The 26,033-nt window shown below is 36.6% G+C and carries 27 protein-coding genes and 2 other annotated features; of the genes, 2 read left to right on the forward strand and 25 right to left on the reverse strand.

Features of this window, described 5'->3' with window-relative positions:
* Window positions 1-60 precede the first annotated feature (60 nt).
* The 6 genes from FC46_RS01985 to FC46_RS02010 all read right to left on the reverse strand — a co-directional run bounded on the left by FC46_RS01985 (window position 61) and on the right by FC46_RS02010 (window position 6,536).
* Window positions 61-969 carry an L-lactate dehydrogenase gene (locus tag FC46_RS01985; protein ID WP_057797371.1) on the reverse strand — a complete coding sequence of 303 codons (909 nt, stop codon included), beginning with the start codon at window positions 967-969 and terminating at the stop codon, window positions 61-63.
* A 51-nt stretch (window positions 970-1,020) separates the two neighbouring features.
* Window positions 1,021-1,497, reverse strand: coding sequence for a transcription elongation factor GreA (gene greA, locus FC46_RS01990; protein ID WP_057797372.1), 477 nt, complete (start codon window positions 1,495-1,497; stop codon window positions 1,021-1,023).
* Between the two features lie 82 nt (window positions 1,498-1,579).
* Window positions 1,580-3,994, reverse strand: coding sequence for a phenylalanine--tRNA ligase subunit beta (pheT, locus tag FC46_RS01995; protein WP_057797373.1), 2,415 nt, complete (start codon window positions 3,992-3,994; stop codon window positions 1,580-1,582).
* Window positions 3,994-5,043 carry a phenylalanine--tRNA ligase subunit alpha gene (gene pheS / locus FC46_RS02000; RefSeq protein ID WP_057797374.1) on the reverse strand — a complete coding sequence of 350 codons (1,050 nt, stop codon included), beginning with the start codon at window positions 5,041-5,043 and terminating at the stop codon, window positions 3,994-3,996. Before pheS ends, pheT begins: the two co-directional genes overlap by 1 nt.
* A gap of 35 nt (window positions 5,044-5,078) precedes the next feature.
* Window positions 5,079-5,284, reverse strand: a binding site (T-box leader).
* A 38-nt stretch (window positions 5,285-5,322) separates the two neighbouring features.
* Window positions 5,323-5,673 (reverse strand): winged helix-turn-helix transcriptional regulator, encoded by a 351-nt coding sequence (locus FC46_RS02005; RefSeq protein ID WP_057797375.1) that lies wholly within the window; start codon window positions 5,671-5,673, stop codon window positions 5,323-5,325.
* A 95-nt stretch (window positions 5,674-5,768) separates the two neighbouring features.
* On the reverse strand, window positions 5,769-6,536 hold the full coding sequence (locus tag FC46_RS02010; RefSeq protein WP_057797376.1) for a TrmH family RNA methyltransferase: 768 nt from the start codon (window positions 6,534-6,536) through the stop codon (window positions 5,769-5,771).
* An 86-nt stretch (window positions 6,537-6,622) separates the two neighbouring features.
* Between FC46_RS02010 and FC46_RS02015 the strand changes: the two genes are divergently transcribed.
* Together FC46_RS02015 and yidC are read left to right on the forward strand one after the other, a co-directional pair.
* A complete protein-coding gene (locus tag FC46_RS02015) occupies window positions 6,623-6,898 on the forward strand; it encodes an acylphosphatase (RefSeq protein WP_057797377.1) in 276 nt (91 codons plus the stop codon).
* Between the two features lie 29 nt (window positions 6,899-6,927).
* Complete coding sequence (gene yidC, locus FC46_RS02020; RefSeq protein WP_057797378.1) at window positions 6,928-7,893, forward strand: membrane protein insertase YidC; 966 nt, start codon at window positions 6,928-6,930, stop codon at window positions 7,891-7,893.
* A gap of 52 nt (window positions 7,894-7,945) precedes the next feature.
* Here the strand turns inward: yidC and FC46_RS02025 are convergent, their stop codons facing one another.
* The 19 genes from FC46_RS02025 to polA form a co-directional block, all read right to left on the reverse strand.
* A complete protein-coding gene (locus tag FC46_RS02025; protein WP_157046772.1) occupies window positions 7,946-9,550 on the reverse strand; it encodes a HAMP domain-containing sensor histidine kinase in 1,605 nt (534 codons plus the stop codon).
* Window positions 9,531-10,244, reverse strand: coding sequence for a response regulator transcription factor (locus tag FC46_RS02030; RefSeq protein ID WP_057797380.1), 714 nt, complete (start codon window positions 10,242-10,244; stop codon window positions 9,531-9,533). The genes FC46_RS02025 and FC46_RS02030 overlap by 20 nt, the downstream gene beginning before the upstream one ends.
* Before the next feature lie 152 nt (window positions 10,245-10,396).
* Entirely contained in the window at window positions 10,397-10,954 is a 558-nt protein-coding gene (locus tag FC46_RS02035; RefSeq protein ID WP_057797381.1) for a DUF177 domain-containing protein, read from the reverse strand.
* A 6-nt stretch (window positions 10,955-10,960) separates the two neighbouring features.
* Window positions 10,961-12,112 (reverse strand): nucleotidyltransferase, encoded by a 1,152-nt coding sequence (locus FC46_RS02040; RefSeq protein ID WP_057797382.1) that lies wholly within the window; start codon window positions 12,110-12,112, stop codon window positions 10,961-10,963.
* On the reverse strand, window positions 12,112-12,459 hold the full coding sequence (rsfS, locus tag FC46_RS02045; RefSeq protein ID WP_057797383.1) for a ribosome silencing factor: 348 nt from the start codon (window positions 12,457-12,459) through the stop codon (window positions 12,112-12,114). Before rsfS ends, FC46_RS02040 begins: the two co-directional genes overlap by 1 nt.
* Window positions 12,460-12,470: 11 nt before the next feature.
* Window positions 12,471-13,067, reverse strand: a complete 597-nt coding sequence (gene yqeK, locus FC46_RS02050) for a bis(5'-nucleosyl)-tetraphosphatase (symmetrical) YqeK (RefSeq protein ID WP_057797384.1) — start codon at window positions 13,065-13,067, stop codon at window positions 12,471-12,473.
* Window positions 13,060-13,701, reverse strand: a complete 642-nt coding sequence (locus FC46_RS02055) for a nicotinate-nucleotide adenylyltransferase (RefSeq protein ID WP_057797385.1) — start codon at window positions 13,699-13,701, stop codon at window positions 13,060-13,062. Before FC46_RS02055 ends, yqeK begins: the two co-directional genes overlap by 8 nt.
* A 10-nt stretch (window positions 13,702-13,711) precedes the next feature.
* Window positions 13,712-14,821, reverse strand: a complete 1,110-nt coding sequence (yqeH, locus tag FC46_RS02060; RefSeq protein WP_057797386.1) for a ribosome biogenesis GTPase YqeH — start codon at window positions 14,819-14,821, stop codon at window positions 13,712-13,714.
* Entirely contained in the window at window positions 14,814-15,338 is a 525-nt protein-coding gene (locus tag FC46_RS02065; protein ID WP_057797387.1) for a YqeG family HAD IIIA-type phosphatase, read from the reverse strand. Before FC46_RS02065 ends, yqeH begins: the two co-directional genes overlap by 8 nt.
* Before the next feature lie 111 nt (window positions 15,339-15,449).
* Entirely contained in the window at window positions 15,450-15,806 is a 357-nt protein-coding gene (rplT, locus tag FC46_RS02070) for a 50S ribosomal protein L20 (protein WP_057797388.1), read from the reverse strand.
* 34 nt (window positions 15,807-15,840) lie between these two features.
* Window positions 15,841-16,041, reverse strand: a complete 201-nt coding sequence (gene rpmI / locus FC46_RS02075) for a 50S ribosomal protein L35 (RefSeq protein WP_004046139.1) — start codon at window positions 16,039-16,041, stop codon at window positions 15,841-15,843.
* 20 nt (window positions 16,042-16,061) lie between these two features.
* Complete coding sequence (gene infC / locus FC46_RS02080) at window positions 16,062-16,583, reverse strand: translation initiation factor IF-3 (RefSeq protein WP_057797389.1); 522 nt, start codon at window positions 16,581-16,583, stop codon at window positions 16,062-16,064.
* A 37-nt stretch (window positions 16,584-16,620) separates the two neighbouring features.
* Window positions 16,621-16,732: a sequence feature (ribosomal protein L20 leader region), on the reverse strand.
* A 183-nt stretch (window positions 16,733-16,915) separates the two neighbouring features.
* Complete coding sequence (thrS, locus tag FC46_RS02085; RefSeq protein ID WP_057797390.1) at window positions 16,916-18,850, reverse strand: threonine--tRNA ligase; 1,935 nt, start codon at window positions 18,848-18,850, stop codon at window positions 16,916-16,918.
* Between the two features lie 281 nt (window positions 18,851-19,131).
* Window positions 19,132-20,031, reverse strand: a complete 900-nt coding sequence (gene dnaI / locus FC46_RS02090) for a primosomal protein DnaI (protein WP_057797391.1) — start codon at window positions 20,029-20,031, stop codon at window positions 19,132-19,134.
* Between the two features lie 20 nt (window positions 20,032-20,051).
* Window positions 20,052-21,398, reverse strand: a complete 1,347-nt coding sequence (locus tag FC46_RS02095) for a DnaD domain protein (RefSeq protein WP_057797392.1) — start codon at window positions 21,396-21,398, stop codon at window positions 20,052-20,054.
* On the reverse strand, window positions 21,398-21,868 hold the full coding sequence (nrdR, locus tag FC46_RS02100; RefSeq protein ID WP_057797393.1) for a transcriptional regulator NrdR: 471 nt from the start codon (window positions 21,866-21,868) through the stop codon (window positions 21,398-21,400). The genes FC46_RS02095 and nrdR overlap by 1 nt, the downstream gene beginning before the upstream one ends.
* A gap of 2 nt (window positions 21,869-21,870) precedes the next feature.
* Entirely contained in the window at window positions 21,871-22,470 is a 600-nt protein-coding gene (gene coaE, locus FC46_RS02105) for a dephospho-CoA kinase (RefSeq protein WP_057797394.1), read from the reverse strand.
* Window positions 22,467-23,297 (reverse strand): bifunctional DNA-formamidopyrimidine glycosylase/DNA-(apurinic or apyrimidinic site) lyase, encoded by an 831-nt coding sequence (gene mutM / locus FC46_RS02110; RefSeq protein WP_057797395.1) that lies wholly within the window; start codon window positions 23,295-23,297, stop codon window positions 22,467-22,469. The genes coaE and mutM overlap by 4 nt, the downstream gene beginning before the upstream one ends.
* A gap of 8 nt (window positions 23,298-23,305) precedes the next feature.
* Window positions 23,306-25,966: a DNA polymerase I gene (polA, locus tag FC46_RS02115; RefSeq protein WP_057797396.1), complete on the reverse strand. Its 2,661-nt coding sequence runs from the start codon at window positions 25,964-25,966 to the stop codon at window positions 23,306-23,308.
* Between the last annotated feature and the right edge of the window lie 67 nt (window positions 25,967-26,033).

Consider the following 26,033-nt stretch of genomic DNA (forward strand, 5'->3'; position numbering starts at 1 on the left):
GCTAGTATATGACAGAAAACGGAGCTAAGATAGGTACCTTGTTTTTAGACGCTTACGCTATTACTTCAATTGTTCAAGGTGTTCTTTGATCTTGTCAGCTGAAGCTTCAAGTTTTTGATGTTCTTCAGCAGTTAACTTCAATTCAATTACTTCTTCAATTCCATCGCGACCAACAATTGCTGGGTAGCCAATGTAAGTCTTAAATTCTGGATTGTAAGTTGAAACTGGGCAGTACAAACGAGCATCGCTAAAGACAGCTTGAACTAACTTAACTGCACAAGTAGCAATTGCATAGCTAGTGTAGCCTTTACCATTAGCAACCTTGAATGAGTTCTTGTTTGATTGTTCACTGATCTTTTCTTGATCTTCTTCATCGAACAATTGCAAAGCAATCTTGTTGTTCACACGAACTGTTGACCAAGCAGTAAATTGTGAAGCACCGTGTTCACCTAACACAAATCCTTCAACATTACGTGGATCTTGCCCCAACTTTTCACCAACAATTCTTTGCATTCTAGCAGTATCAAGGAAAGTACCAGTACCGAAGACGCGGTTCTTCTTCAAGCCAGTAGTTTCTTGCAAAATTTGAGTAATTGCATCACATGGGTTAGAAATGTTGATAATTACACCGTTAAAGCCGGTTTCCTTGATCTTCTTACCAACTTCCTTGGCATTTTTAGCGTTCAAATTAAATTCACCGAAACGGTCCCCTGTCTTAACTGAGGCAGCGATATCACCAAATGCAGTGATGATTAAGTCAGCGTCTTTTAAAGCTTCCCAATCTTGCATTCTCACGTTAACAAAGTAGTTGTTTCTAGCTAAAGTATCATGCAAGTCGTTGTATTCAGCTTCCACCTTGTTTTCATTGTTATCAATTAAAATCAATTCATCAGCGATTCCGTGGGTAAATAAAGTGTAAGCAACTGTTGCTCCAACGTGGCCCATCCCGATAATACCAATTTTTCTCATTTTTAAAGTCCTTTCTAGCAAAAAGAGACCAGGCGAACCTGATCTCTTTCTTTAAGCTTCAACATCGTTAATAACAACGTCAAACTTACCACCTGGGGTGGTGATTGATACAGTTTCACCCTTTTTCTTACCAAGCAATGCTTGTGCAATTGGTGAATCATTTGAAATCTTTCCGTTCAATGGATCTGATTCGTCACTACCTACGATAGTGTAGGTTTCAGGATCATCTTCACCGACTTCAGTATAAGTAACAGTCTTACCAACTGAAACTTCATTTGGATCAACAGAATCTGCATCAACAACTTGTGCGTACTTAAGCATTTCTTCTACTTGAGCAATTCTGTCTTCTAAGTGGCTTTGTTCATCCTTAGCTGCATCGTATTCTGAATTTTCTGACAAGTCACCAAATGAACGCGCAACCTTAATACGGTTAATAACTTCTGGACGTTTAACAAGCTTTAAATCTTTTAATTCTGCTTCAAGTTTCTTCTTACCTTCAGCAGTCATTGGAAATGATTTTTCTGCCATTTGTTATATACTCCTTAGCAATTAAAAATAAATCTCTTATGTACTGATCAATGATATTGATTTATCTAGTCAAAGTCAACCTTTATCTAATAATTGCTTCTAATTCGTTTTCAAGAGATTCTGTAATCTTACTCATTGCCTTATTTACAACATCATCAGTTAAAGTATCCTTTTCATTTAAGAAAGTTAAGTTGTAGGCAATACTCTTTTTACCCATTTCAATATGAGCACCTTCATAAACGTCAATAACGCGCAATTCTTTTAGATACTTACCACTGTTAGCCTTAATAACGTTTTCAACTTGGGCATTAGTCAACTTCTTATTAATCAAAATTGACAAGTCACGGCTAATTGCTGGGTATTTAGGAGCTGGTTTAGACTTCAATCCCTTAGTTAAATGCTTAATAATTACATCAAGATCGATTTCGTAACCATAAAGTTCTGAACCGCGCAATGACTTATCTGCAAGAGTTACAGCGTGAGCAACCATCCCGATCATTCCGATATATTCTTTGTCTAAATAAATTGCAGCAGTACGAGTTGGGTGCATTCCATCAATTTCCGCAGCCTTGTAGACAATTTTATTTTCATCAAGTCCGATTGCGTCAAATAAGTTTTCCAATTGTCCCTTTACAAAGTAGAAGTCAATCTTTCTATTTTCATGTTGCCAGTTTTCGTTGAACGTATCACCAGCATAAAGGGTAGCAAGGTGTTCATGTTCATTGAAAGTGTCATTTTCATGATCATAAACACGACCTTGTTCAAAGAAGTGCAATTGCTTTTCTTTACGTGCCATGTTGTAGCTTGCTGCATCAACTAAGCCAGTCATCAAGTTTTCACGCATAGCTGAACGAGATGAATTCAAAGGCATTTCTACTTGAACAAGTGGCTTTGGATCCATTGTGTAGCGAACAGCTTGCTCAGGTGAAGTCAATGAATAAGAAATTGCTTCCATTAAGCCTTGTCCTTCAACAATATTCTTGATGCGACGAATTGCTGTTTCTTCTGGAGAATAGCCACCATGAGTTTCTGCAAGAAGTGGTTGAGTTGACTTCAAGTTGTCGTAACCGTAAAGACGACCAACTTCTTCAACAATATCAGCTGGAATTGAAATATCCCATCTTCTGTTAGGAATAGTAATAGTTAATTCACCATTATTTTCTTCAACATCAAAGTTCAAGCGATCAAGAAGTGCAACTACTTCACTGTTTTTAAGTTCAGTACCTAAAACGCCATTAATATGAGCAACTGAAGTCTTAACAACTGCAGGTTCACGTTTAGTGTCTGTAGCCTTAATCAAACCTTCGTCAACTGTTCCTTCTGCTTCATTTCTGAGCAAAATTGCAGCCATATTAATTGCCTTTTCAGTATTATCCCAGTTAATGCCTTTTTCAAAACGGCTTGAAGCTTCAGTTCTGTTAGCATGACGAAGAGCTGCTTTACGAACCAAAGTACCATCAAAGACAGCAGATTCTAAAATTACGTCAGTAGTGTCATCTTCAACTTCAGAATTCAAGCCGCCCATAACACCAGCCATCATTACTGGAGTTTCACCATTAGTAATAATGATATCGTTTGGATCAAGTTCAACTTCTTTATCGTTTAATAAAGTTAATTTTTCGCCCTTTTCTGCTTTTCTAACAACTAACTTGCCACTCTTGAAGCTTCGAGCATCGTAAGCGTGCATTGGTTGACCTGTTAAAAGCATAACGTAATTAGTTATATCAACTATGTTGTTAATTGGACGAATACCAGCATTCCAAAGTCTTCTTTGCATCCATAATGGACTTGGAGCGATTTTAACTCCGCTTACTTTACGCAAGTAGTATTTTGGAGCTAACTTAGCATCAACTTCTGCATCAAGCTCGTTAGTCCAATCTGGTCCGTCTTCTTTTAAGACAACTTCTTCAATTTTAGGATTTTGGTTAACAATTGCACCAACTTCATAAGCTACACCTTCCATTGAAAGTGTATCAGCACGGTTGGGCGTAATATCGAAGTCTAAGATGTAATCGTCCATACCTAAAGCTTCGTAAACATCTTGACCAGGCTTAACCTCAGCATCTTCTGGGAAAACGTAAATACCGTCAGCGAATTCTTCTGGAACAACACTATCTGCAAAACCAATTTCTTGTAAGCCACAGATCATGCCATAACTTTCAATACCACGGATTTTACCCTTTTTAATTTTTTCGTTACCAGCGATTCTAGCACCGTGAAGAGCCACAATAACTAATTGACCTGCAGCAACATTTGGCGCACCACAGACAATTTGTAAAGGTTCTTCTTCGCCTACATCAACATGAGTTAAATGTAAGTGGGTTCCTTCAACATCTTCACAGTCAAGAACTTTACCGACAACAATCTTTTTAAGACCTTCTTCAGGATGATCAACATCAGCAATTTCAACACCAGTTCTTGTGATCTTTTCAGCTAAAGCCTTAGGATCTTGATCTAAATCAATAAAGTCTTGTAACCAATTATATGAAACGAGCATTAATCTTCCTCCTTACGGAATTGATCTAAGAAACGAATATCATTTGTGTAGAAATCACGAATATCATCGATACCGTATTTAAGAATAGCGAAACGGTCCAAACCAACACCAAAAGCAAAGCCGCCATAAACAGTTGAATCAACGCCAGCGTTTTCTAAAACGTTTGGATGAACCATACCAGCGCCTAATACTTCAATCCAACCAGTGTATTTACAGATTGCACAACCTTTACCACCACAATTGAAGCAGGCAACGTCCATTTCAACAGATGGTTCAGTGAATGGGAAGTAACTTGGACGAAGACGGGTTTCACGATCTTGACCAAAGATATGCTTAGCAATCATTTCAAGAGTTCCCTTCAAGTCACTCATAGTAACGTGCTTATCGATTACTAAACCTTCCATTTGCATGAATTGGTGTGAGTGAGTAGCATCATCATCATCGCGACGGTAAACTTTACCAGGCCCCACCATCTTTAATGGACCTTTTGAAAAGTCGTGTTTTTCAAGAACCCGTGCTTGATCACCTGATGTTTGTGATCTGAGCAAGTTTTCATCATCAATATAGAAAGTTGCTTGCATATCACGAGCTGGGTGATCCTTTGGTAAGTTCATCATTTCAAAGACATAATGATCAGTTTCAATTTCTGGACCTTGAACTACTTGATAACCCATTCCGATAAAATATGCTTCCAAATCATCCAAAATAATGTTAATTGGATGCTTTGAGCCTAGCTTTTGTCTTCTACCTGGAAGAGTTACATCAACGCGCTCTTCTTCCATCTTTTGTGCAATTAAGGCTGCAACAATCTTATCTTTTGATTCGCCTAGTTGCTTATTGAATAAATCACGAAGTTCGTTAACTTTTTGACCAACTTCACGTCTATCTTCAGGTGCGATATCACCCATTGAGTGTAAAATCTTAGTTAATTCACCTTTACGTCCGATTAATTCTACTCGAACTTCATTAAGGTGTTCTTCATCAGTGGCCTTTTTAATTTCATCAAGACCTTTTTGGCGAAGTTCCTTTAACTTTTCAAATAAGTCCATTACTTTTTCCTTTCAAACAAAAAAGCTCCGTCCCCAAAAGGGACGAAGCTTCGCGGTACCACCCTAGTTTGAGTCCAAAAAGACTCACACTCTTGTTTTCGATAACGGTGAAATACCGGAATTGATTAGATCCAACTTCCAAGATGAAATTCACAAATTCCACTAAAGCCTTTCTTTCAGCTGGTAAAAAGGCCTCTCTTTTTTAGCTTTCTTTGTTACTAGTCTTGTTCTTAGTAATTAACTAATAGGATAATTCATTTTTAATCTTCTTGCAAGTACTTATGCCCATTTATCTGCCCAGTCGTGAACTGAATCAAATACCGGCTTTAAAGCCTTACCCTTTGGCGTCAAGCTATATGAAATAATACCTGTTTCTTTACCAACTTTTCTATCGACAATACCGTCTTCTTCTAATTCTTTAAGACGTTCTACCAATACACGATCTGAGCATGCTTCAATGCAGCGAGCCAAATCTTTAAAACGCATATCTTGAGTATCGCAAAGTGAACTGATGATTAAGCCATTCCACTTTTTCCCAATAATTTTAAAAGCATTAATAAAATGTCCACATAATTCGTAATCTTCAGGTTTACAGTCACCAATGCTCTTTTCTTTTACTCCTTGAGCCATAATTTTCCCTCCTGATCAAATATTATCATATTAACTTAAAAGCTCTGAATAATCATATTATAGATAATTCACTTACTTAATACAAGCAAAAGCATTTAAGCAAAATGATAGATCATAATTCCGGCTGCAACTGCGGCATTCAATGACTCGGCTTGTCCTTTAATTGGAATGTACAATTTTTCATCGCTTAAATTAGCAACAAAATCACTTACTCCGTGAGCTTCATTCCCAATAACTAACCCAAGTTGTGGTTCTTTTTCAAAATCTTGCAATTGTTTGGCAGTCTTATCTAGCATACTTGCATAAACGAGAATACCATTTGCTTTTAGATCAGTAATTGTATCGCCTAGGTTTTTGATAATCAAATCAAGGTGGAATTGACTACCTTGCATTGCTCTTTGAGCTTTAGGATTATATAAATCGACACTTTCTGGTGAAAGGACTACGCCAGTGAAGCCGGCAGCATCCGCTGTTCTAATAATCGTTCCAACATTGCCAGGATCCGCCAAATTATCGAGTAAAACCCACTTACCATAATTGAAGTTGAATTCTTTTGGTTGAGCAATTTTCAAAATCATAAAAATGTCTTGTGAATTCGTTGTAGCACTTAAATGACGTGAAATTGACGTATTAATCAAAATAACATTCTTAGCAGATAAGTCAATACCGTACTCTGCTTCGGCCTTAGAAAGAGCTTCATCGCTTCCCAGAAGGTATTTAAATTTTTTGTGGGCTTTTAATGCTTCTTCGATTAAGTGGAAACCCTCAATAATGTATAAGCCAGTATCTTCGCGATATTTCTTTTTGTTTAGTTTGGCTAAATTTTTAACCAATTTATTGTTAACTGAACTAATTTGCTGCATAGTGATTCCTTTCTATCTTCTTTCTTATTGTATAAAATGAACATGTTAGAATCAAAGCTAAATAGTTTAAAGAAAAGAGGATTAAAATGCAAACTTGGAAATTAATTGCTTCAGGAATTGTTCAAGGAGTCGGTTTTCGCTGGAGTGTTCAAAATTGCGCTCAAAATTTGGGCATTAATGGCACTGTGAGAAATAATTCAGATTCAACCGTCACAATTATCCTTCAAGCTGATCGTGATACACTTGATAAATTTGTCAAAAAATTACCTGATTTTATCTCACCTTTTGCAAAAATTGCAGATATTAATATTACAAAGCTATCAGGGGTGGAAAAGATGCATGGTTTTCATGTATTATATTAAAGTCAACTAGAAAATAAACAGGTGATTTAATGAAAAAATATCGAAAATATGCTGGAGTTCTTACTCTAGTTTTACTAGTTAGTCTTGTATTAACAGGCTGTTCTGGTGGTAATATCAATACTAGCACTCCTCCTCATGGCGGAATTTATGGTTGGATCTTCCAATATATCAGTTTACCAATTCAAAGAATCATGCTCTCAACTGGTAATGCTATTGGCGGAGCTGATGGAATTGGTTGGTCAATCGTAATTATTACTTTAGTTGTAAGAACCATCTTGCTACCACTGATGCTTTCTCAACAAAAAAAGAGTGTCACTCAACAAGAAAAGATGAGACGGCTTCAACCACAAATGAAGTTAATTCAAGAAGCTATGCGTCGTAAGCCAATTACGCCAGAGCAACAAATGCAACTGTCAACTTGGCAGCGTGAACTATATTCTAAGAATAATGTTTCAATGATCGGCGGTGTTGGTTGTTTACCATTATTGATTCAAATGCCAATTATGATTGGTATTTATCAGGCCGTAGCTTATTCATCTGTAATGAGACATGCAACTTTCTTTGGTATTTCTTTGAATGATAAGTCAGTTGTCTTAGCAATTGTAGCCACTGTTTTCGCTGTGATTCAAGGTTATCTCTCATTGATCGGAATTCCTGAAGAACAAAAGAAAACCATGCAATCAATGATGTTCATGAACCCAATCATGACTTTATTCTTCAGTTTATCATTCTCAGGAGCTTTAGCTTTATACTGGGCTGCAGGTAACTTTGTTATGATTATTCAACAATTAATTGTAACTTTCATCATTACCCCTAACGAAAAGAAGCGTGTTGCTAAAGAATTGGAAAATAACCCAACTCAAATAGTAGTCACTCAAGCTGATATTGATGATTTATTTAGCACTAAAACCACTAATAAAGCCGACAGCAAAACACAAGAATTGCACCAAGATCTACGCAAGCGTAATCAAGGTAAGCAACAAAAACGTAAATAATTTATCCATACAAAAAGCTTTCCCAAATCGAGGAAAGCTTTTTTTTGTTGCTTTAACTTAAAATTCCAGATGGCAAGTCTTTCTTTTTTCTTTCGTTATCAAGTTTTTCCAATTCTTCAGCCTTAGCTTTTGATAAAACTGGGAAAGAAATTTTAAATTGACTACCTTGACCTTGAACTGAGTCAACACTAATTTCACCATGATATGAAGAAACTAGCTTCTGAGCAATTGATAAACCTAACCCATTACCACCTTTTTCACGAGTTCGTGCCTTATCGACACGATAGAAGCGATTGAAGATTTTCGTCTTATCTTCTTCTGAAATCCCTTCTCCAAAATCTTGAACCATGATTGAAACTATTTGCTCACTAACACCTGCTGAGATATTAATTTGTTTGAGATCAGTTGAATACTTGATCCCATTATCAATCAAAATAATCAAAACCTGCTCCAAGTGACTGGAATACATCTGAATCTTCGTATCAGCTGGTAAATCATCCATATCAAGCTGAATATTGAAGTCGTTATGTACCATTGCCATATCACCTGCAACGCGTCTCAGAACCTCATTTACGTTGGTTACAGCATTAGGATATTGAACATCAATTTGTTCTGCACGAGTCAAGTCTAGCATTTCTTGAATCAAGTGCTTCATTCGATCAGCTTCTTGAAGTGAGGCATCAATTGATTCATCCAGAATTTCTGGATCATCTTTACCCCAACGCTTAAGCATTCCCAAATGTCCTTCAATTACCGCTACTGGCGTTCTCAATTCATGAGAAACATCGCTTACGAATTCTTTTTGTTGATCAATATAGCGCTGCATTCGATCAAGCATTAGGTTTAATGACGTACTCAATTCTTGTAATTCATCATCACGATTAAGATTTTCAATTCTAACATTGCTATTTGGATCTTCATTAACTTTTTTAGCAACTGCTGAAATATTTTTAATCGGATTAACAACATCTTTAACAACAAAATATGATATTAGTGTAAAGAGAAGAATTGAAAAAACAGAAATAAGTAGCATCCATCTGAGTAGATTATGCATTAATCTGTTGTAATTAGTCATTTTATTGGCAACAACCACATAGCCAATCAGCTTATTGTTCTTAGTAGATCTAATTCTGCTGTATGTAATCAGGCTTGAACCGTTACCTTTAGTATTAACTTTTTTATATTTAATATCACCGCTAAATGATTCTAGCTTTGGTGTGGTTGATCCGTTAGCAAAGACAACTTCTCTATGTAAGTTATAAACTCCAACACTGATGTCAGGATTAGAAATCGAAGAAACCAAGGCATCATTAAAAGCATTATTGCTTTCTCTTGAGTCAGCTGAGCCAGAAATATTAGGACCACCATTCAAAATTCTTCTAGTTGACGGTGACAGAGCCGGTACAACATTAGAAATTTGTAACTCTTCAGAAATCGATTGTAATTGTGTCTGCAATGTTTGAACAACACGATTTGAAGTTTGCTCTTGCTGGATCAAAGTCTGCTGACTAACAGTCGAATATATAATTACTGAAAAAATAATAAAGGAGACCGTAATCGTCAATGAAACGATACTTACCCACTTAATTATTAGGGATGAGTGCTTGGTCTCCTTCTTATTTTTCTTCACTTTTTCTTTATTCGCCATCATCTTCATCTCTTACCATGTATCCAGTACCACGGACTGTCTTGATGTATGATGGTTGACCTGGCACGTCAATCTTATTACGCAAGTAACGTACATATACTTCAACAACATTAGTTTCGATGTTTGATTCAGGTCCCCAAATTTTACTCAAAAGTTGGTCACGACTTACAACATTATTCTTGTTGTTAATCAAAGTCATGAGCAAATTGTATTCACGTTTAGTAAGATCAATTGCCTTACCGTCTCCGCGATGAACGATTCTGTTAGCAGTTTCAATTGTTAAGTCTTTAAACTTCACAATTTGTTGCTTAGAAACAGTGACATTTTGTGCATCCTTTTCAATTTTTACTCTACGTAAAACTGCACGTAATCTAGCCAGCAATTCTTCAATTGCAAAAGGCTTAACAATATAGTCATCTGCACCGTGATCTAAACCAGAAACTCGGTCTATCACAGAATCTCTAGCAGTCATCATAATGATTGGGGTGGTTTTAACTTGACGTACTCGACGTGCAATTTCCAAACCATTCAAATCTGGAAGCATCAAATCGAGTAAAATTGCATCAAAGTTTTCGTTAAGGGCTTGATCTAAACCTTTACGACCATTATTTTCTACTACAGTCTCATAATTCTCGTGTTGTAATTCAAGTTGTACAAAACGAGCTAAGTTCTTTTCATCTTCAATAATCAGAATTTTTGCCATTATCTATTCAGTTCCCGTCCATAAAATATCTCTTAGTTAAGACTAAGAATTAATAAATGTTTCATATTTAAAGGATACTTTAAAAAAGTATCAAAAACAAGGAAAAAAGCAAGTAATCTTAGGAAAGTATTACTTGCTTATCTATATTCAGTCTATTTACCCTGATCGTCATTATTATCTTCAAACAAAACCTTTAATTTAGCAAAGGCTGGATTGATTTGATTCTTCTTACCTTCTTCAAAGTCATGCTCTGAAACAACTTCCCAATCATTTCCTTCTGGATAAACATCATCATCCTCTTCTTCCGGAGTAAGAATGGTTGAAGGTATGTTAAGCAAGATATTATCTTCAACTGCTGTTTGAAGATCAATTTGATCATGGTTGATCAAAACAATTGGATCTGGATTTTCTTCAATTTCTTCCTTAGTCGGCTTATCCTGAGTGTAATTTTCTGTAAAAGAAAATTTTTCATGATAAGATACTGGCTTCAAACTTCTACTTGAAGGCACAACTAAGTCTGCTTCGACATGGAAGTTTCCTGTAACATATGGTTCATCGTAGAACAAGTCACCAGTTACTTGAATATTTTCTGCTTTATATAATAATTTTTTTGCTCTTTCCAAAAACTCAGGGCGAATTTCAACTTCGCGTTCAACATGTGTAATTGGAGCGCTTGAATTTTTAATTCTTGAAAAACTTAGAGTTAACATTTTATTTTATCCCTCGATTGGACGTCGACCAAAATTTTGATCAACGTGCATAATTTGCTCAAATAAACGATCTACTCGCACTTGTAAGGCTATTGAGCCGTCGCGAGAATTCTTCTTATCAACCTTAGAAACAATCTCAATGTCAAAATCTTTGCGGTGTTCCTTTAAGTATTGACGACCTAACTTACTAAAGCCTAAAAGCATTACAGCTTCATGATTAAAACTCTGAATAATATCATCTTGGCTGACGTTAAGTAAAGTATATAGACAAAGGCGGCGTAAACGTGAATAAGTATACCGCTTAGATTTAATTCGGCGTAAAAACTCAGTAAAATCACGTGCCAAGTGAATTTCTGCCTTCATTTTGTATTCAAGTCCCTCACTCATTTGATAAATTTTCTGCAATTCTTCAACTGAAGATGATTCAATACGATATTTCAAAAATGGAAACAGTATATTCCAATTGGGATAAATTTTTTGCTTACTTAAGGCTTCAGCTTCTTCTTTAGGTAGCCATTCCTTTAATTGACTAGTATCTTCACCATGGAGCAATAAATTTCTGATCGCACTTGCACTTTGAACGGCACTAGTTGTTTTTAAAATATCATCATGTCCAACACCGATTCGATTAATCGGATGAAGTGTCATTGGTGCACCTAAATTATGATTAGCAACAGCATATGCTAGTCCTAAAATTGCATTTGGTGCATTAACTTCATATCCAACTTCACGAGCAACCATCTGATTATATTGCGTCGAATAAGTCTGGCTATAATCACGAAAGTCCATTGAAGATTGAGGAATTTCAGCAATTCGACCGCCCAAATAAGCAAAGTTTAAATTGGCATCTTCTACTCCAAATACCAGCGTTTCTACGCCTAACTTATTAAGAATTTCAATTGAACCTAACGCAAAAAGATCAGCTGCTTCAACAGCAGTGGAAAAGGGCATCTCAAAAACTAAATCAGCTCCCGAAGCTAAAGCAGCCTTAGCCCTAGACCATTTATCCATAATTGCCATTTCGCCGCGTTGAACATAATTACCGGACATGATAACAATGATCGGATCATCTCCTGCAACCAGTCGGGCTTGATTCATCAAAAATTCATGTCCACTATGGAAAGGATTGTATTCAGAAATAATCCCAACTACGCTCATTAGTCTTCTTTTACCTCAAGTTGTTTACCATCTATCCATAACTTCTCAAGGTTATAGAATTCACGAGCATCCTTAGTAAAGATGTTAACAACAACATCACCTAAGTCAATCAAAAGCCAATTTGAGTCTCTGGTACCTTCAATACGGTAGTCAGTGTAATTGTGTTCATGAGCTTCTTCAACAATTGAATTTGCAATTGCATGAAGTTGACGATTTGAACCTGCACTGGTAACTACAAAAAAGTCTGATAAAATACTGATACCACGCATGTCATATGCTTCAGTATCTTCACCATGACGATCACTAATTGCCTTTAAAGCAAAATCTAAAATTTCTGTATTTTTCAAATTGTTCTCCTTTATTTTTTAATACTCCAGACATTGTATGCTTGCAATGTTCGTGGATAAACTTTATTTCTATTTTCGATTAAGAATTCAAGTGTATGCGCCAATTGATAACCTACGCCTTCATCCAAATTCTTAAAGGTAATCTTGCGTGCCTCTTCTACTCCATCAAATGATCTTCCAGGTTCGATATAATCAGCCATAAAAACTATTTTATCTAAAGTAGTCATTTCTACATCAGCAGTAGTATGACGCCATACAGCCTGCAAAATCTCTGGATCAGTAATTTTTAAATCACGCTTGATAAAGTAAGTTCCGACAATTCCGTGCCAAATTGCACGATTCCAATTGAGTAAATCTGGATCAAAGCCTTCATCCTTAATGACTTGGCGATATTCTTCAACTGGTACTTGCTTTGCATAATCATGGACAAAACCAGCTAAAGCTGCCTTATCTTCATCATAATTATTAAGCTTAGCTAATTTTCTAGCAGTTTCACTCACTCTAACGCAGTGCTCAAAACGGTTGTCATCCATATTAGCCTTTTCTTTGGCAATAATTTCGTCACTTGATAATGGCGAAAAAGTTTCTTTAAAAACCAATTTAGTCAAGGTAAAGCCCCTTTTCCTCAATATATTCTCTTACTTTATCAGGAACCAAATATCTAATTGAAGTGCCAGTTGCAACAGCTTGACGTATCGCAGTTGATGACAAGCGAATATCTGGTGCATCAACCCAAATCATTGGATATTTTGGATCTTGTGGATACCCGGGGCGACGAATTCCGACCAAAGTTACTAATTTAGCAAGTTCATCTGCATCTTTCCAGCGATGAAAACTATTTACCTGATCGCTCCCCATAATTAAATAATAATTATTTTGTGGAGCTTTTTCTGTTAAATAGCGCATTGTATCAATTGTATATGAGATCCCACCGCGGAAAAGTTCGAGTAATTTTACGCGGAACTTAGGATTGTCTCTCGTTGCTAAATCAAGCATGGTTGCACGATCTTTAGGCGTTACATTGACGGGGGCCTTTTTTAAATTAGGAATATTATCAGGAATAAACCATACTTCATCTAAACGAAGTTTTGTCATTGCTTGTTCTGCAGCTACCAAATGAGCGATATGAACTGGATTGAAAGTTCCACCCATAATACCAATTTGCCGACCAGGACGATTAGAATTTATTTGTAATTCTGTTTTGGTAATCGGCTTTTTCTCAATGCATCTAGAATTACTCATATTAAAACCTCTAAATTAAAGCTCGACGGATTCCTAAACCTATTTTATCAGGTGTATATGTTTTCACAACGCAATTTGCTGGAACAGTCACAAATCCGATCCCACCAAAGAGTAAATCACTCTTAAAGTCAGTATGATATTCTTGTCCTTTTAGTGGTGGTAAGTAATCACTGCCAGTAGGCGGGGTTAACATTTCCGCAACATGCTTTTGATAAAAATCATCGGCATTGCTTGTCTTGGTGCGGTGGAGCGTTACGGCGCGGGCTGCATAGACAGTAAAACCGGCTGGATCACCCTTAATAAAGTCAATTCGGCCAAGTCCACCTAAGAAAATCGTGTTTCCTGGCTTAATTTGGAAAGTAGCAGGCTTTAATGGCTTTTTAGGGGATGCACTCTCTAAATCTTTAGGATTAAGTCTAGTAGCCAATTGATTTTGACTCATGATGCCGGGTGTATCAGCTAAATAATGACCATTTTCAAGTGGAATTTCAATTCGATCCAAAGTAGTACCTGGAAAACGTGAGGTGGTAATTAAATCCTTAATATCCCCCATTTTATCTATGATAGCGTTAATTAATGTAGACTTACCTACATTAGTCATCCCAACAAAGTAAATATCTTCTTTTTGTGAAGCCTTATTTAAATACTCAATTAAGTCATCCAAATACTTTTGACGGGCTGCACTAATTAAAAAGATTTCTTTAGGATGAAGTCCCATGCGGTTAGCTTCTTGTCTCATCCAATCTTTAATCTTGCTTTGGCAAGTATTTAATGGGAAAAGATCAAACTTATTTCCTACCAAAATAAAATCATTGTCCCCAACAAATCTCTTTAATGAACTAAGCAGTGAATTTGAAAAGTCAAATAAATCTACTACATTAACAACTAGAGCCTTTTTTTCAGCTAAGGAATTAAGTAAAGCCAAGAAGTCATCATTATTTAAATCAACTGGCATAATTTCATTATAATGACGAAGTCTAAAGCATCTTTGGCAATATACGTCAGTATCTTCTGTTTCTTGCGCTTTCTTCAAAGCACTGGCCGGTAAGTAGCCAGCTTGCTTAGGATCGTCTGATTGAAGCTTAGCCCCGCACCCAATACAAATAATTTCATCATCCATTTTTTAAATTCTCCTTGAAAGTTACACGATGCGATAAGGATAAAAAGAAAAAGATAATTTTTTCAAAAAAGCGATTAATTCTTGTATTCCATTTGTCAGTTTCAACTAATGGTTTAACAAGAACAGTTTGAACACCAGCTAAGTTTCCAGCTTGCATATCAGTGATTAACTGATCGCCTACCATCATAACTTGATCTTTTTGAAGACCTAGTCGCTTGCGTTCTTTAGTAATTGCAAAAGGAAGTGGCTTTCTTGACTTAGCAACAAAAGCGATGCCATATGGGTTAAGTACTTTACCCACTCTTTCGGCGTTGTTATTGGAAATAACAACTAATTTAATACCAGCCTTCTTTAACCGCTGATTTAATTTATTCATCTCTTCTGCTGTTTCAAACTTATTCCAAGCAAGCAAAGTATTATCTAGATCTGAGAAGACAGCTTTAATGCCCATCTTATGCAGTTTATCAGTATCAAAGTGATAAATTGTATCAATAGTATATTTAGGTCGAAATAACATTTTCCGATTTTCCCTTCATGAATGTACTATTCCTATCTTATCAGAAATGGACTACTTTTTGATAATTTTTGGCATAAAAAAAACGCGTCTATCACGCGCTTTTTCTATTTATTAGTTCAAAGCTTTCTTTGCAGTTTCAACAAGCTTTGCAAAAGTTTCTGAATCGTTGTAAGCAATGTCAGCTAACATCTTACGGTTCATGTCAACGCCAGCAACCTTAAGACCGTGCATTAACTTAGAGTAAGACATATCGTTTTGTCTTGCAGCTGCGTTAATACGAACGATCCATAACTTTCTGAAGTCGCTCTTGCGTCTTCTACGGTCACGGAATGCGTACTTGTAGGAAACAAACAATTGAGTGCTTGCTGCCTTAAATTGCATATGCTTTGCGCCACGGTAACCCTTGGCAAGCTTTAAAACCTTTTTACGACGTTTACGTGTTACAGTTCCACCTTTAACTCTTGGCATCAGAAATTCCTCCTACTATCGTTCTATTTATCAATTAACGCATTTGAGCAAGCATTTGCTTGATACGCTTCATGTCGCTGCGTGAAACCATAGCAGCTTTTCTCAAGTGACGACGTTGCTTCTTAGTCTTACCGTGGAAACGGTGACCAGTAAATGCGTGGTGACGCTTTAAACCACCATTTGCAGTTCTCTTAAAACGCTTAGCAGAAGCGCGGTGTGTTTTCATTTTTGGCATTGTAAAATTCCTCCAATTAACTACTTTTTATTTTTGTCCTTATCACTCTTAGGAGCAAGCATCAAGAACATTGAGCGGCCTTCCATCTTAGGCTTGCTAGTTACATTAGCAATATCTGATGTAGCTTCGGCCATCTTCTCAAGTACTTGTTGTCCTAATTCCTTGTGAGTGATTGCTCGACCTCTAAAACGAATTGAAACACGAACCTTGGCATTTTCCTTAGTGAGGAACTTGCGAACATGCTTCAACTTAGTCTCAAAATCGTTACCTTCAATAGTTGGGCTTAAACGAATTTCTTTGACACTAATTGTCTTAGACTTCTTACGGGATTCCTTAAGCTTCTTCTGTTGTTCGAAGCGGTACTTACCGTAATCCATTACTCGAGCTACTGGTGGTTTAGCGTTTGGTGAAATAAGAACTAAATCAAGGCCTTCATCGCTTGCACGACGTAAAGCATCATTCTTACTCATAACGCCAACTTGTTCACCATCTGCATCGATCAAACGAACTTCGCGAGCGCGAATTCTTTCGTTTAATATCAAATCTCTTGGTATGACTCTTCACCTCCGTGTTAATTTGAGGACAAGAAAAAGGCGGGATAAGTAACGCCCGCCTTTAATCAACAGAAAATATCGATCAGCCTAGAGGTTAATTTAACTTAGGCGAGAAGCGGGAGCTTCTTCTTGTTCTCAACTAGTAGTAGTATACTCGTTTGCACCATACACGTCAATACGATCTTACAATTCTTTTGAACAAATTTGGGCAAAATAAGCATAATCTATTTTACCTATTTTTCAATAATTTTTCCACCAAAAAAAGCTGCTAGATTTTAGGCAATTAACCTGATCTAGTAGCTTTATTGTTAAATATTTAATTAGTTTTCTCTTGAGTATGACTTAACATCAGCTTCAATTTCGTTAATGAAATCTTCAAGACTCTTAGAAATCTCTTCTTCAGTACCGTAACGACGTACATTTACTGAGTTAGACTTCATTTCTTCATCACCCAATACCAAAGTGTATGGAACCTTTTGAGTTTGTGATTCACGAATCTTGTATCCCAATTTTTCATTTCTGTCGTCAACTTCAACTCTAAAGCCGCGCTTAGCTAATTCTGCACGAACCTTTTCAGCGTATTCACCGTGAGCTTCGTTGTTAACTGGAATAATTTCAGCTTGAACTGGTGCAAGCCAAGTTGGGAAGGCACCCTTGTAAATTTCGATTAAGTAAGCGATGAATCTTTCCATAGTACCAACAATACCACGGTGAATCATAACTGGTTGGTGTTCTTCACCATCTTGACCAACATACTTCAAGCCAAATCTTTCTGGAAGCATGAAGTCAAGTTGGATAGTTGACATAGTTTCATCATTACCCAAAGCAGTCTTAGTTTGGATATCAAGCTTAGGACCGTAGAATGCAGCTTCACCTTCTGCTTCAACATAGTCAAGACCAAGGTCATCCATAGCAGCCTTAAGCATTGATTGAGATGTTTCCCACATTTCGTCATTTGCGTAGTATTTATCAGTGTTCTTTGGGTCACGGTAAGATAATCTGAAGTAGTAATCAGTAATACCGAAATCGTGGTAAACATCCATGATCAACTTCAAAACTTTAGCAAATTCTTCTCTGATTTGGTCTAATGATACGAATGTATGACCGTCATTTAATGTCATTTCACGAACACGTTGAAGACCTGACAAAGCACCTGACTTTTCGTATCTGTGCATCATACCAAGTTCTGCAATACGAAGTGGTAAGTCACGGTATGAGCGAATGTGGTGCTTGTAAATTTGAATATGTGAAGGACAATTCATTGGACGAAGTTCAAGCATTTCACCATCACCCATGTCCATTGGTGGGAACATGTCATCACGGTAGTGTGCCCAGTGGCCTGAAGTCTTGTAAGCATCAACATTCATCAATACTGGAGTGTAAACATGCTTGTAACCATCAGCCACTTCTTTATCAACGATGTAGCGTTCAACAACACGGCGAATAGTAGCACCCTTTGGCATCCAGTATGGAAGACCTGCACCAACTTTAGGATCAACAAAGAACAAGTCAAGATCACGACCAATAGTACGGTGGTCACGTTCCTTAATTTCTTGACGACGCTTCAAATCTTCATCTAAAGCAGCCTTCTTGAAGAATGCTGTACCAAAAATTCTTTGAAGCATTGGGTTTGAAGACTTACCAAGCCAGTAAGCACCAGCAACTGACAAAAGCTTGTAGTTCTTAATCTTACCAGTGTTTGGAAGTAATGCATCAAAGCCAAAATCAACGAAATCGCCCAACTTATAAGCATCAACTTTTTCGCCATCGATCTTCTTAAGAAGTTCCAACTTGTATGGATCATCCTTAAAACGATCTTCTAATTCAGACTTAGCAACTTCAACACGTTCAATTGCTTGACCATTCTTGATCATCTTTTGCATTGCCTTTTCAAATTCTGGCAATTCGCTAACTTTAATTTGATCACTCTTATCAGTGTCAACATAGAAGCCGCCTTCGTCAGCAACGTGATCACCGAAGCGAAGTTCTGGATACTTGTTCTTAGCAACTGCTTCAAAAACAAATGCAGCAGTTGCACGTAAAACATCTAAACCTTCTTCATCTTTATCAGTAATAATAGCAACTTCACTATCTTTATCTAATTGAAAATCTAATGGCTTAATTTTACCATTAACCTTACCTGCAACAGCAGCTTTTCCAAGTGAAGTAGCAATATTATGTGCTAAATCACTGATTGATAATGCTTCTTCATATTCTTTCTTTGAGCCATCTGGCAAAGTAATTGAAAAACTCATAAGTTCCTCCAGTAAAAATATAATAAAAAAAGTCCCAGTGCGACATTGCACTGGGACGTTAATTAGCGTGGTTCCACCCAAAATTCAGACTAGCGTAATCTAGTCTCTCTTATGGACTGATAAAGGAGTCCAGCCAAATATTTATTTTGGGGTTAAAAGAGGTGGGGCAAGCCACTAATGAATGACTTCCAGAACTAGGTCATTCTCTCTGAAGCGTAGCTTGTCATGTCTCTTTCATTAATTGATATTATACGCGCTCCAAAATGCGAATCAAGCCTTTTTTAAAATTTTCTTCGATCTTCTCCTGAAACGACAACTTCTTTAGCCAAGAACTTCACTCTTTGCATAAGTCTTGCCGCCTTAACAGGATCAATCGCATTTCTAGTTTCTGCAAAATGTGCCTCTAACTTTTCAAAATCGAAGTTTGTTGAGAAAAATGTTGGCAAAACATTGTCCATTCTAGCTTGTAAAATCACACCTAAAACGTCATCTCTTGACCACTGGCTGAGGCTTTCGGCACCAATATCATCTAGAATTAAGACATCACAATCAGAAATTTTTCGAATTTCGTCTTGCAAGGTATTGTCATTGAAGTGACTGGACAAGCTAGCGATGAACGTTGGCACATGTAAAAAAATCACTTGTCTATTCATCGATGTAATTTGATTGGCTAAACCGGCTAGCATGTAAGTCTTACCGACCCCAAAATTACCTGTTAAATATAGTCCACGTTGATGAGGATCCTGTTTGTATTTCTTCAGAAAACTATTCATCTCATTTAAAGCAACCGCACGATTTTCATCAACATCTAGTTCACTAAATTTCACATCATGTAGGCGTTTAGGCAAATCAATTAGTTTCAAATTTTTCTTAACAGCACGTTCATGGTCATTTTCGATTTTTTGCTCAGTTGGTGTATAACGGACGTCAATCACTTTACCATTCATGAATAATTCTGGTCGATAGCCTTTAAGCACTTGGTTAGGTTTGTGCAATTGACTATAGTATTCATACAAATTAGTCATGCTATTTTTTACGATGGCAGAATTAAGCTGGTCTTGGTGTTTACGCAAAAAAAGTTGAATTTGTGGTTCTCTTAACACCTCATTTTGAATCTGTTCTTGATTGCCCAAATTACGTTCTTCAACTATCTTTTTGATAACTTTACCAATTGGCTCCATTATTTCTCACCTACTTCATTTTAATCTTCATATTTTTTGAGAGATTCTCTTAATTTATCTAAGTCAATATTAGGATCGATTTCTGCCTTTTTCTTGCCCCAATCGGTCCCCTGTTCAACCCGCTTATTTTGCGTATTTCTAACTTTGTAACGTGTCTTTTTATGTTGCTGTTCTTCAAAACGCTTCTTAGTATAACGCAAGGCTTGAGACCCAGTCTTAATACCTTTTTGTAGCCAGTCATCAACTACCTGATAAGCATAACTAGATGGCACTCCGGCATGGTCTAACAAGCAGACATAGATCAACACATTAATCATATCTGTTGGCAAACCATATCGTCCATTTAATGTAGAAATTAAACGTTTTTCACCAGGTTGCACCATTCCCCCGCTACCTTTTCTTGATTTCATCCGATACAAGAATTCAGCAGGATACATAGTATGTGCTAAACGAAGCAGGTTCTTCTCTTTTTCATCAAAACCTTCTAAATCTAGCTTTGCATCTTCTGGATGAGCTTGAACTTCTTGCTGCAGTTGCTTACGCGTAGTAATAGACTTGTAGTTATCCGCGATTTGATTAGCAATCATATTCATATCAAGTGTATTTCTACCTGATAAGAATGGCAAAACTTCGTTAACAAAATCCATTTCAGACAAGCCAAAAGTCTTCATCAATGATTGAATTTGACTCATGTTCTTATCTACTTCACCTGGATTGATTTGGTACATCTCAAATTGTTGTTTAATAGTATCCCAGTCAATTGAATGATCATCGTTAACTTTAGCAGTTTCAACTGGTTTTACACTATTATCAGCTTGTGCTTGTCTAACCGGTTCTGACGGATTAATTGCCTCATCCTCTGGCAAACTGAACACTTCCAGAAATGACGCTGAAATGTCTTGTGCATCTTTAAGTGGCTTTTGACTATAACGGTTTTTCTTTGAAAAGTAACGACTTATTTCAGCATAGTTAACGTCACCAATTTTTTCACGCAATAAGCTACTGAGTAGCGGAGTTGCATAAAATTCTGATGAAGATGGAACTTTATGCAATTTAAAAGCAATCGATTCCATAACTTCATTACTGATCAAGTAAGTCTTAACTAAACCAACTGCTTCAAGCTTATGCAAGTAATCAAATAAGTTCTCTAAACTGATCTCTAATTGTTCTTGCAAAAAATAAATACCTTTGGCATCCATCATTGTGGCATTGGGATTGAAATTCTGAATTAATGTGTGATATAAAGCCGTTCCCATTCCGCCAACAATTGGTTGATACAATTTAGTCAGTACTTCTTCGTCTTGAGGAAAAAGCTCAAGTTTGTTAACGACAAAATATGGCTGCTTAGGATCAGCAGTTTTAAACATTAATTATTCCCTTTCTCTCTTTTAGCCATCATGTCTTCCATCGTCTTCATAAAACTAGACATATCTTTAAATTCACGATAGATGGAAGCAAAGCGAATGTAGGCTACATCGTCGATATCTGCCAAATCATCCATAACGAATTGCCCAATCTTCTTAGATGAAACTTCGCTAATACCTTGTTTACGAATTTTGTTTTCGACATCATCAACTAAACGTTCAAATTGTTCACTTGTAATTGGACGCTTTTGACCAGCAGCCATTACACCATGCAAGATTTTCTTACGATTAAATGGTTCACGAGTTCCATCGTTTTTGACAACAAGCAAAGGCGCGGTTTCTACACGTTCAAAAGTTGTAAAACGAAAGCCGCAATTTTCACATTCTCTTCTACGTCTAATGGCGCGGTTTTCATCACTTGGACGTGAATCAATAACTCGTGAAGCGTTCTCATGACAATTAGGACATTCCATAGCTATACCTCTTGTTTGATTTTTAATAACAATTTTTCTAGATTTTTTTCTAATTCACTTATTGTACCAGTATTGGACACAACATAGGTAGCTTTAGCTTCTTTTTCTTTTAATGGCATCTGACTATTAATTCTTTTGACCGCTTCTTGTCTGGTAAAATTATTTCTCTTCATCAAACGCTCAATTTGCAATTCTCTTGGAATAGTAATTACAATTGTTTGATCACAGATACTCTCAGAATTAGTTTCAAAAAGCAGCGGAATATCAACAATTATGATGTCATTATTTTGACTAAAGTCTTTAATTTGTTGGAGTATTTCTTCATGAATCAGAGGATGAGTGATCGAATTTAATTTAGCCAATCGAGTTTGATTACTAAAAACAAGCTGTCCAAGCTTTCTACGATTAATTGATTGGTCTTTATTTAAATATTCTATCCCAAATGTTTCAATTACCTGCTTCCAGGCACTTTTTCCTTTATTCAAAATATTATGAGCGATCTCATCAGCGTCAATCACTGGTATATTTTGCTTTTTAAAATAAGCATCTGCAGCGCTTTTACCAGTTGCGATGCCGCCGGTTAAGCCAATAACTAAACTCACTTATAAATCACCTCACAATGAGGACAATATGTTGTGCCGCGACCATTTACTTTAGTTTTTTCTAAAATATTGCCACATTTTGGGCAATTATCTCCAGCGTGACCATAAACTTGTAGAAATTCTTGGAAACCACCGACATCCCCGTTGGCATCTAAATAAGTGTGAACAGTCGTACCATGTTTTTCAATTGCTAAAGCAATTTCCTGGTTAATAATGTTTCTTAATTCTTTCACTTTATCCGTAGGAATTTTATTAGCACTACTTAATGGGTTAATTCCACTTTTCCATAAAACCTCATCGACATAAATATTCCCAAGACCTGCGACAACAGTCTGATCAAGCAAGGTATTTTTAATATTTTTGCTTCGCTTTTTTAGTGCATTAATAAAATATTCGTCAGTAAATTCCGAAGAATTAGGTTCATATCCTAGCTTACCAATCCCTGTTGTTTGCCGCTCAGTGCCAGTGATAATGAGCTGCATCCGGCCAAACTTTCTTACATCGTTATAGCGAAGAGCTGTAGCGTCAGTAAATTCAAATTGAACGTGATCATGTTTGTCTTTTGGTGTTTCTGGCGTTACCAAATGGTATTTTCCTTCCATTCTTAAATGAGAAACAATTGTCAAATTATCACTCAAACGAATTAGTAAATACTTTGCATAACGATCAATACCAACTACTTTTTTGCCAGGCAATTCTTTGACAAATTCATCGTGATCTGTAGCAACAATATTTGGATACCATAAAGTAACTTTTTTGATAGTTTTTCCCTTAATTAAAGGCGTCAAAGTACGTTTAACAGTTTCAACTTCTGGCATTTCTGGCATAAAATCACCTACTTCGCATCATACCAATTATGACCCCAACCTGAATCCGCAATCAAAGGTACATCCAAACTAACAGCTGATTGCATTACTTCAGGTACAATCTTTTTCATTGTTTCCAATTCATCCTTTGGTACATCAAAGATCAATTCATCGTGAACTTGAAGGACCATCTTAGTCTTTAAATGTAATTCTTCCAATTTCTTCTGCATGTTAATCATCGCAATTTTAATGATATCAGCGGCTGAACCTTGAATTGGTGAATTAATCGCAGTTCTTTCAGCAAAACTTCTAACATTGAAGTTTTTTGAATGGATATCAGGTAAGTATCTTCTTCTGTGCATGATAGTTTCGGCATAACCCTTTTCACGCGCTTCTTTAACGGCTTTATCCATATACTCACGAATTTGTGGATATTGTTCGAAGTAACTGTCAATGAATTCTTTGGCCCGTTTTCTAGAAATACCTAAATTCTTAGATAAACCATAATCTGAGATTCCATAAACGATCCCAAAGTTTACAGCCTTGGCATGTCGCCGCATTAATGGTGTTACTTCATCTGGTGATTCTAAGTGGAAAATTCTCATCGCGGTGTGGGCGTGAATATCATAACCAGTCTTGAAGGCTTCTTGCATATTGCTATCGCCCGAAACATGAGCTAGCACTCTAAGTTCAACCTGTGAATAGTCACATGAAAAAATATAGCCATCTGGAGCACTTGGTACGAATGCTTTTCTAATTTGCTTACCTTCTTCAGTTTTTGTTGGAATATTTTGCAAGTTAGGATCAACGCTAGAAAGGCGTCCTGTTGCAGTCAATGTTTGAAGATAGCGTGTATGAACACGACCATCTGCTTGAATCACGTCAAGCAGACCTTTAACATAAGTCGATTGGATTTTAGCAATTTGACGGTAATCTAAAATTTCACTGACAATCGGACTTTGCGTTTTTAATTGATCTAATACTTCAACTGAAGTCGAATAACCTGTTTTTGTCTTCTTAATTGGTGGTAAATTCAACTTTTCAAACAAAATATGCCCAAGCTGCTTAGGTGAATTTAAGTTGAATCGTTCACCAGCTTGTTGATAAATCTTGTTTTCAAGCTCTGTCAATCTAGTAGCAAATTCGTTTTGAAGCTGAATCAAAGTCCCAGCTTCTACCTTCATTCCAGCGATTTCCATCTTTGCTAAAACAAAAGCTACCGGGATTTCAATTTCATCATAAAGATCATCTTGTTCATGATCTTTGAGCAGCTTAAGTAATTCTGGCTTCAATTTTTCAATCACACAAACCTTGGCAGCTAAGTGTTTGAAGAATTCTTCATCTTCTGGAATTGCTTGTTTTTTACCCTTACCATAAACTTCTAAATCAGTCTTAACTGAATATTCATCATAAAGATGGGCAACTTCACCTAAATCGTTAGAGTTATTTTCATTATTAACCAAGTATGAAGCAAGAAGCATATCATAATCGAGACCTCCTGCTGTAATATCCAAACGGTGTAATCCAACATAAGTCCGCTTAATGTCAAAGACATTCTTCTTGATAGTTTTATTTTCAAGGATACCTTTGAGTGGCATCTCTTGTAGCAATGCAACGTCTCTTGAAACGTAAACTTGATCGCCAACCTTTAAACTGAAGCCTTCAAACGGAGCTAAGTGATAATTATCACCAAGCATTTCAAGATAAAAGCTAATTTCTTTTTCTTCTAAGTTATCTAATTCAGCGATATTGTCAGTGGTCAATTCAACGTAATCATAATTTTCAGCATCAGTGGATTCACCACCAGTAACATCTTGATTTAATTCTACTAAGAACTTCTTGAAACCCAATCTTTCATAAAGATCGCGAAGTTTCTCGTAATCCGGTTCTTTTTTAACGGTGTCTTCAAGAGTTACTTCAACAGGCGATTCACGGTCAATTGTAGCCAATTTTTTAGCTAAAAATGCCTTGTCTTTGTCGCGGATAAGTCGTTCCTTACGCTTAGATTTCTTCAAATCATCTATGTGGTCATAAAGATTTTCAACTGAACCATATTTTTGAATTAAACTTGAAGCAGTCTTTGGACCAATTCCTTCAACACCAGGATAATTATCTGAGCTATCGCCCATGAGAGCCTTCATGTCAATAAATTCAGTTGGAGTTACACCATTAACTTCCTTCATATGCTCAGGAGTGTAAGCTTCAGTCTCACCAACACCATTTTTGGTGATTAAAACCGTCGTCTTGTCTGAAGCAAGCTGAGTTAAGTCACGGTCACCAGTAACAACATCTACTTTATAACCCGCATCTTCACCCATCTTAGAAAGAGTACCGATAATATCATCTGCTTCATAGTTTTTCAATTCATAGCTTTTAATACCTAGGTCTGCCAGCATTTCACGAATAACCGGCATTTGTTCAAGTAATTCACTAGGTGTCTTTTGCCGACCGCCCTTGTAGTCTTTATACATAGCGGTTCTAAAAGTTACTTTACCTGCGTCAAAAGCAACTAAGATATTAGTTGGTTCCACTTGCTTGATAATAGCATCTAGCATGTTTTTAAAAGTAAAAATAGCATTAGTATGTAAGCCATCTGGACTGGTAAAGCGATCAAGTTGCCGATACAAAGCATAAAAGGCACGAAAGGCAACTGAGTTTCCATCGATTAAGAGTAATTTCTTTTGTGCCACAATAGATCTCCCTTATTAAAATAAAAAAGCTGTCAAAATTAGTCTACTAACTATTTTAACAGTTTTT

Source organism: Lactobacillus kalixensis DSM 16043, assembly GCF_001434335.1.
Taxonomy (GTDB): Bacteria; Bacillota; Bacilli; order Lactobacillales; family Lactobacillaceae; genus Lactobacillus; species Lactobacillus kalixensis.

What these genes read in the sequence shown, in the direction of transcription:
- FC46_RS01985 (WP_057797371.1), bottom strand. Translation starts at nt 969, where the DNA reads ATGAGAAAAATTGGTATTATCGGGATGGGCCACGTTGGAGCAACAGTT.
- greA (WP_057797372.1), bottom strand. Translation starts at nt 1,497, where the DNA reads ATGGCAGAAAAATCATTTCCAATGACTGCTGAAGGTAAGAAGAAACTT.
- pheT (WP_057797373.1), bottom strand. Translation starts at nt 3,994, where the DNA reads ATGCTCGTTTCATATAATTGGTTACAAGACTTTATTGATTTAGATCAA.
- pheS (WP_057797374.1), bottom strand. Translation starts at nt 5,043, where the DNA reads ATGGACTTATTTGAAAAGTTAAAGGAACTTCGCCAAAAAGGTCTTGAT.
- FC46_RS02005 (WP_057797375.1), bottom strand. Translation starts at nt 5,673, where the DNA reads ATGGCTCAAGGAGTAAAAGAAAAGAGCATTGGTGACTGTAAACCTGAA.
- FC46_RS02010 (WP_057797376.1), bottom strand. Translation starts at nt 6,536, where the DNA reads ATGCAGCAAATTAGTTCAGTTAACAATAAATTGGTTAAAAATTTAGCC.
- FC46_RS02015 (WP_057797377.1), top strand. Translation starts at nt 6,623, where the DNA reads ATGCAAACTTGGAAATTAATTGCTTCAGGAATTGTTCAAGGAGTCGGT.
- yidC (WP_057797378.1), top strand. Translation starts at nt 6,928, where the DNA reads ATGAAAAAATATCGAAAATATGCTGGAGTTCTTACTCTAGTTTTACTA.
- FC46_RS02025 (WP_157046772.1), bottom strand. Translation starts at nt 9,550, where the DNA reads ATGAAGATGATGGCGAATAAAGAAAAAGTGAAGAAAAATAAGAAGGAG.
- FC46_RS02030 (WP_057797380.1), bottom strand. Translation starts at nt 10,244, where the DNA reads ATGGCAAAAATTCTGATTATTGAAGATGAAAAGAACTTAGCTCGTTTT.
- FC46_RS02035 (WP_057797381.1), bottom strand. Translation starts at nt 10,954, where the DNA reads ATGTTAACTCTAAGTTTTTCAAGAATTAAAAATTCAAGCGCTCCAATT.
- FC46_RS02040 (WP_057797382.1), bottom strand. Translation starts at nt 12,112, where the DNA reads ATGAGCGTAGTTGGGATTATTTCTGAATACAATCCTTTCCATAGTGGA.
- FC46_RS02055 (WP_057797385.1), bottom strand. Translation starts at nt 13,701, where the DNA reads ATGAGTAATTCTAGATGCATTGAGAAAAAGCCGATTACCAAAACAGAA.
- yqeH (WP_057797386.1), bottom strand. Translation starts at nt 14,821, where the DNA reads ATGGATGATGAAATTATTTGTATTGGGTGCGGGGCTAAGCTTCAATCA.
- FC46_RS02065 (WP_057797387.1), bottom strand. Translation starts at nt 15,338, where the DNA reads ATGTTATTTCGACCTAAATATACTATTGATACAATTTATCACTTTGAT.
- rplT (WP_057797388.1), bottom strand. Translation starts at nt 15,806, where the DNA reads ATGCCAAGAGTTAAAGGTGGAACTGTAACACGTAAACGTCGTAAAAAG.
- rpmI (WP_004046139.1), bottom strand. Translation starts at nt 16,041, where the DNA reads ATGCCAAAAATGAAAACACACCGCGCTTCTGCTAAGCGTTTTAAGAGA.
- thrS (WP_057797390.1), bottom strand. Translation starts at nt 18,850, where the DNA reads ATGAGTTTTTCAATTACTTTGCCAGATGGCTCAAAGAAAGAATATGAA.
- dnaI (WP_057797391.1), bottom strand. Translation starts at nt 20,031, where the DNA reads ATGGAGCCAATTGGTAAAGTTATCAAAAAGATAGTTGAAGAACGTAAT.
- FC46_RS02095 (WP_057797392.1), bottom strand. Translation starts at nt 21,398, where the DNA reads ATGTTTAAAACTGCTGATCCTAAGCAGCCATATTTTGTCGTTAACAAA.
- nrdR (WP_057797393.1), bottom strand. Translation starts at nt 21,868, where the DNA reads ATGGAATGTCCTAATTGTCATGAGAACGCTTCACGAGTTATTGATTCA.
- mutM (WP_057797395.1), bottom strand. Translation starts at nt 23,297, where the DNA reads ATGCCAGAAATGCCAGAAGTTGAAACTGTTAAACGTACTTTGACGCCT.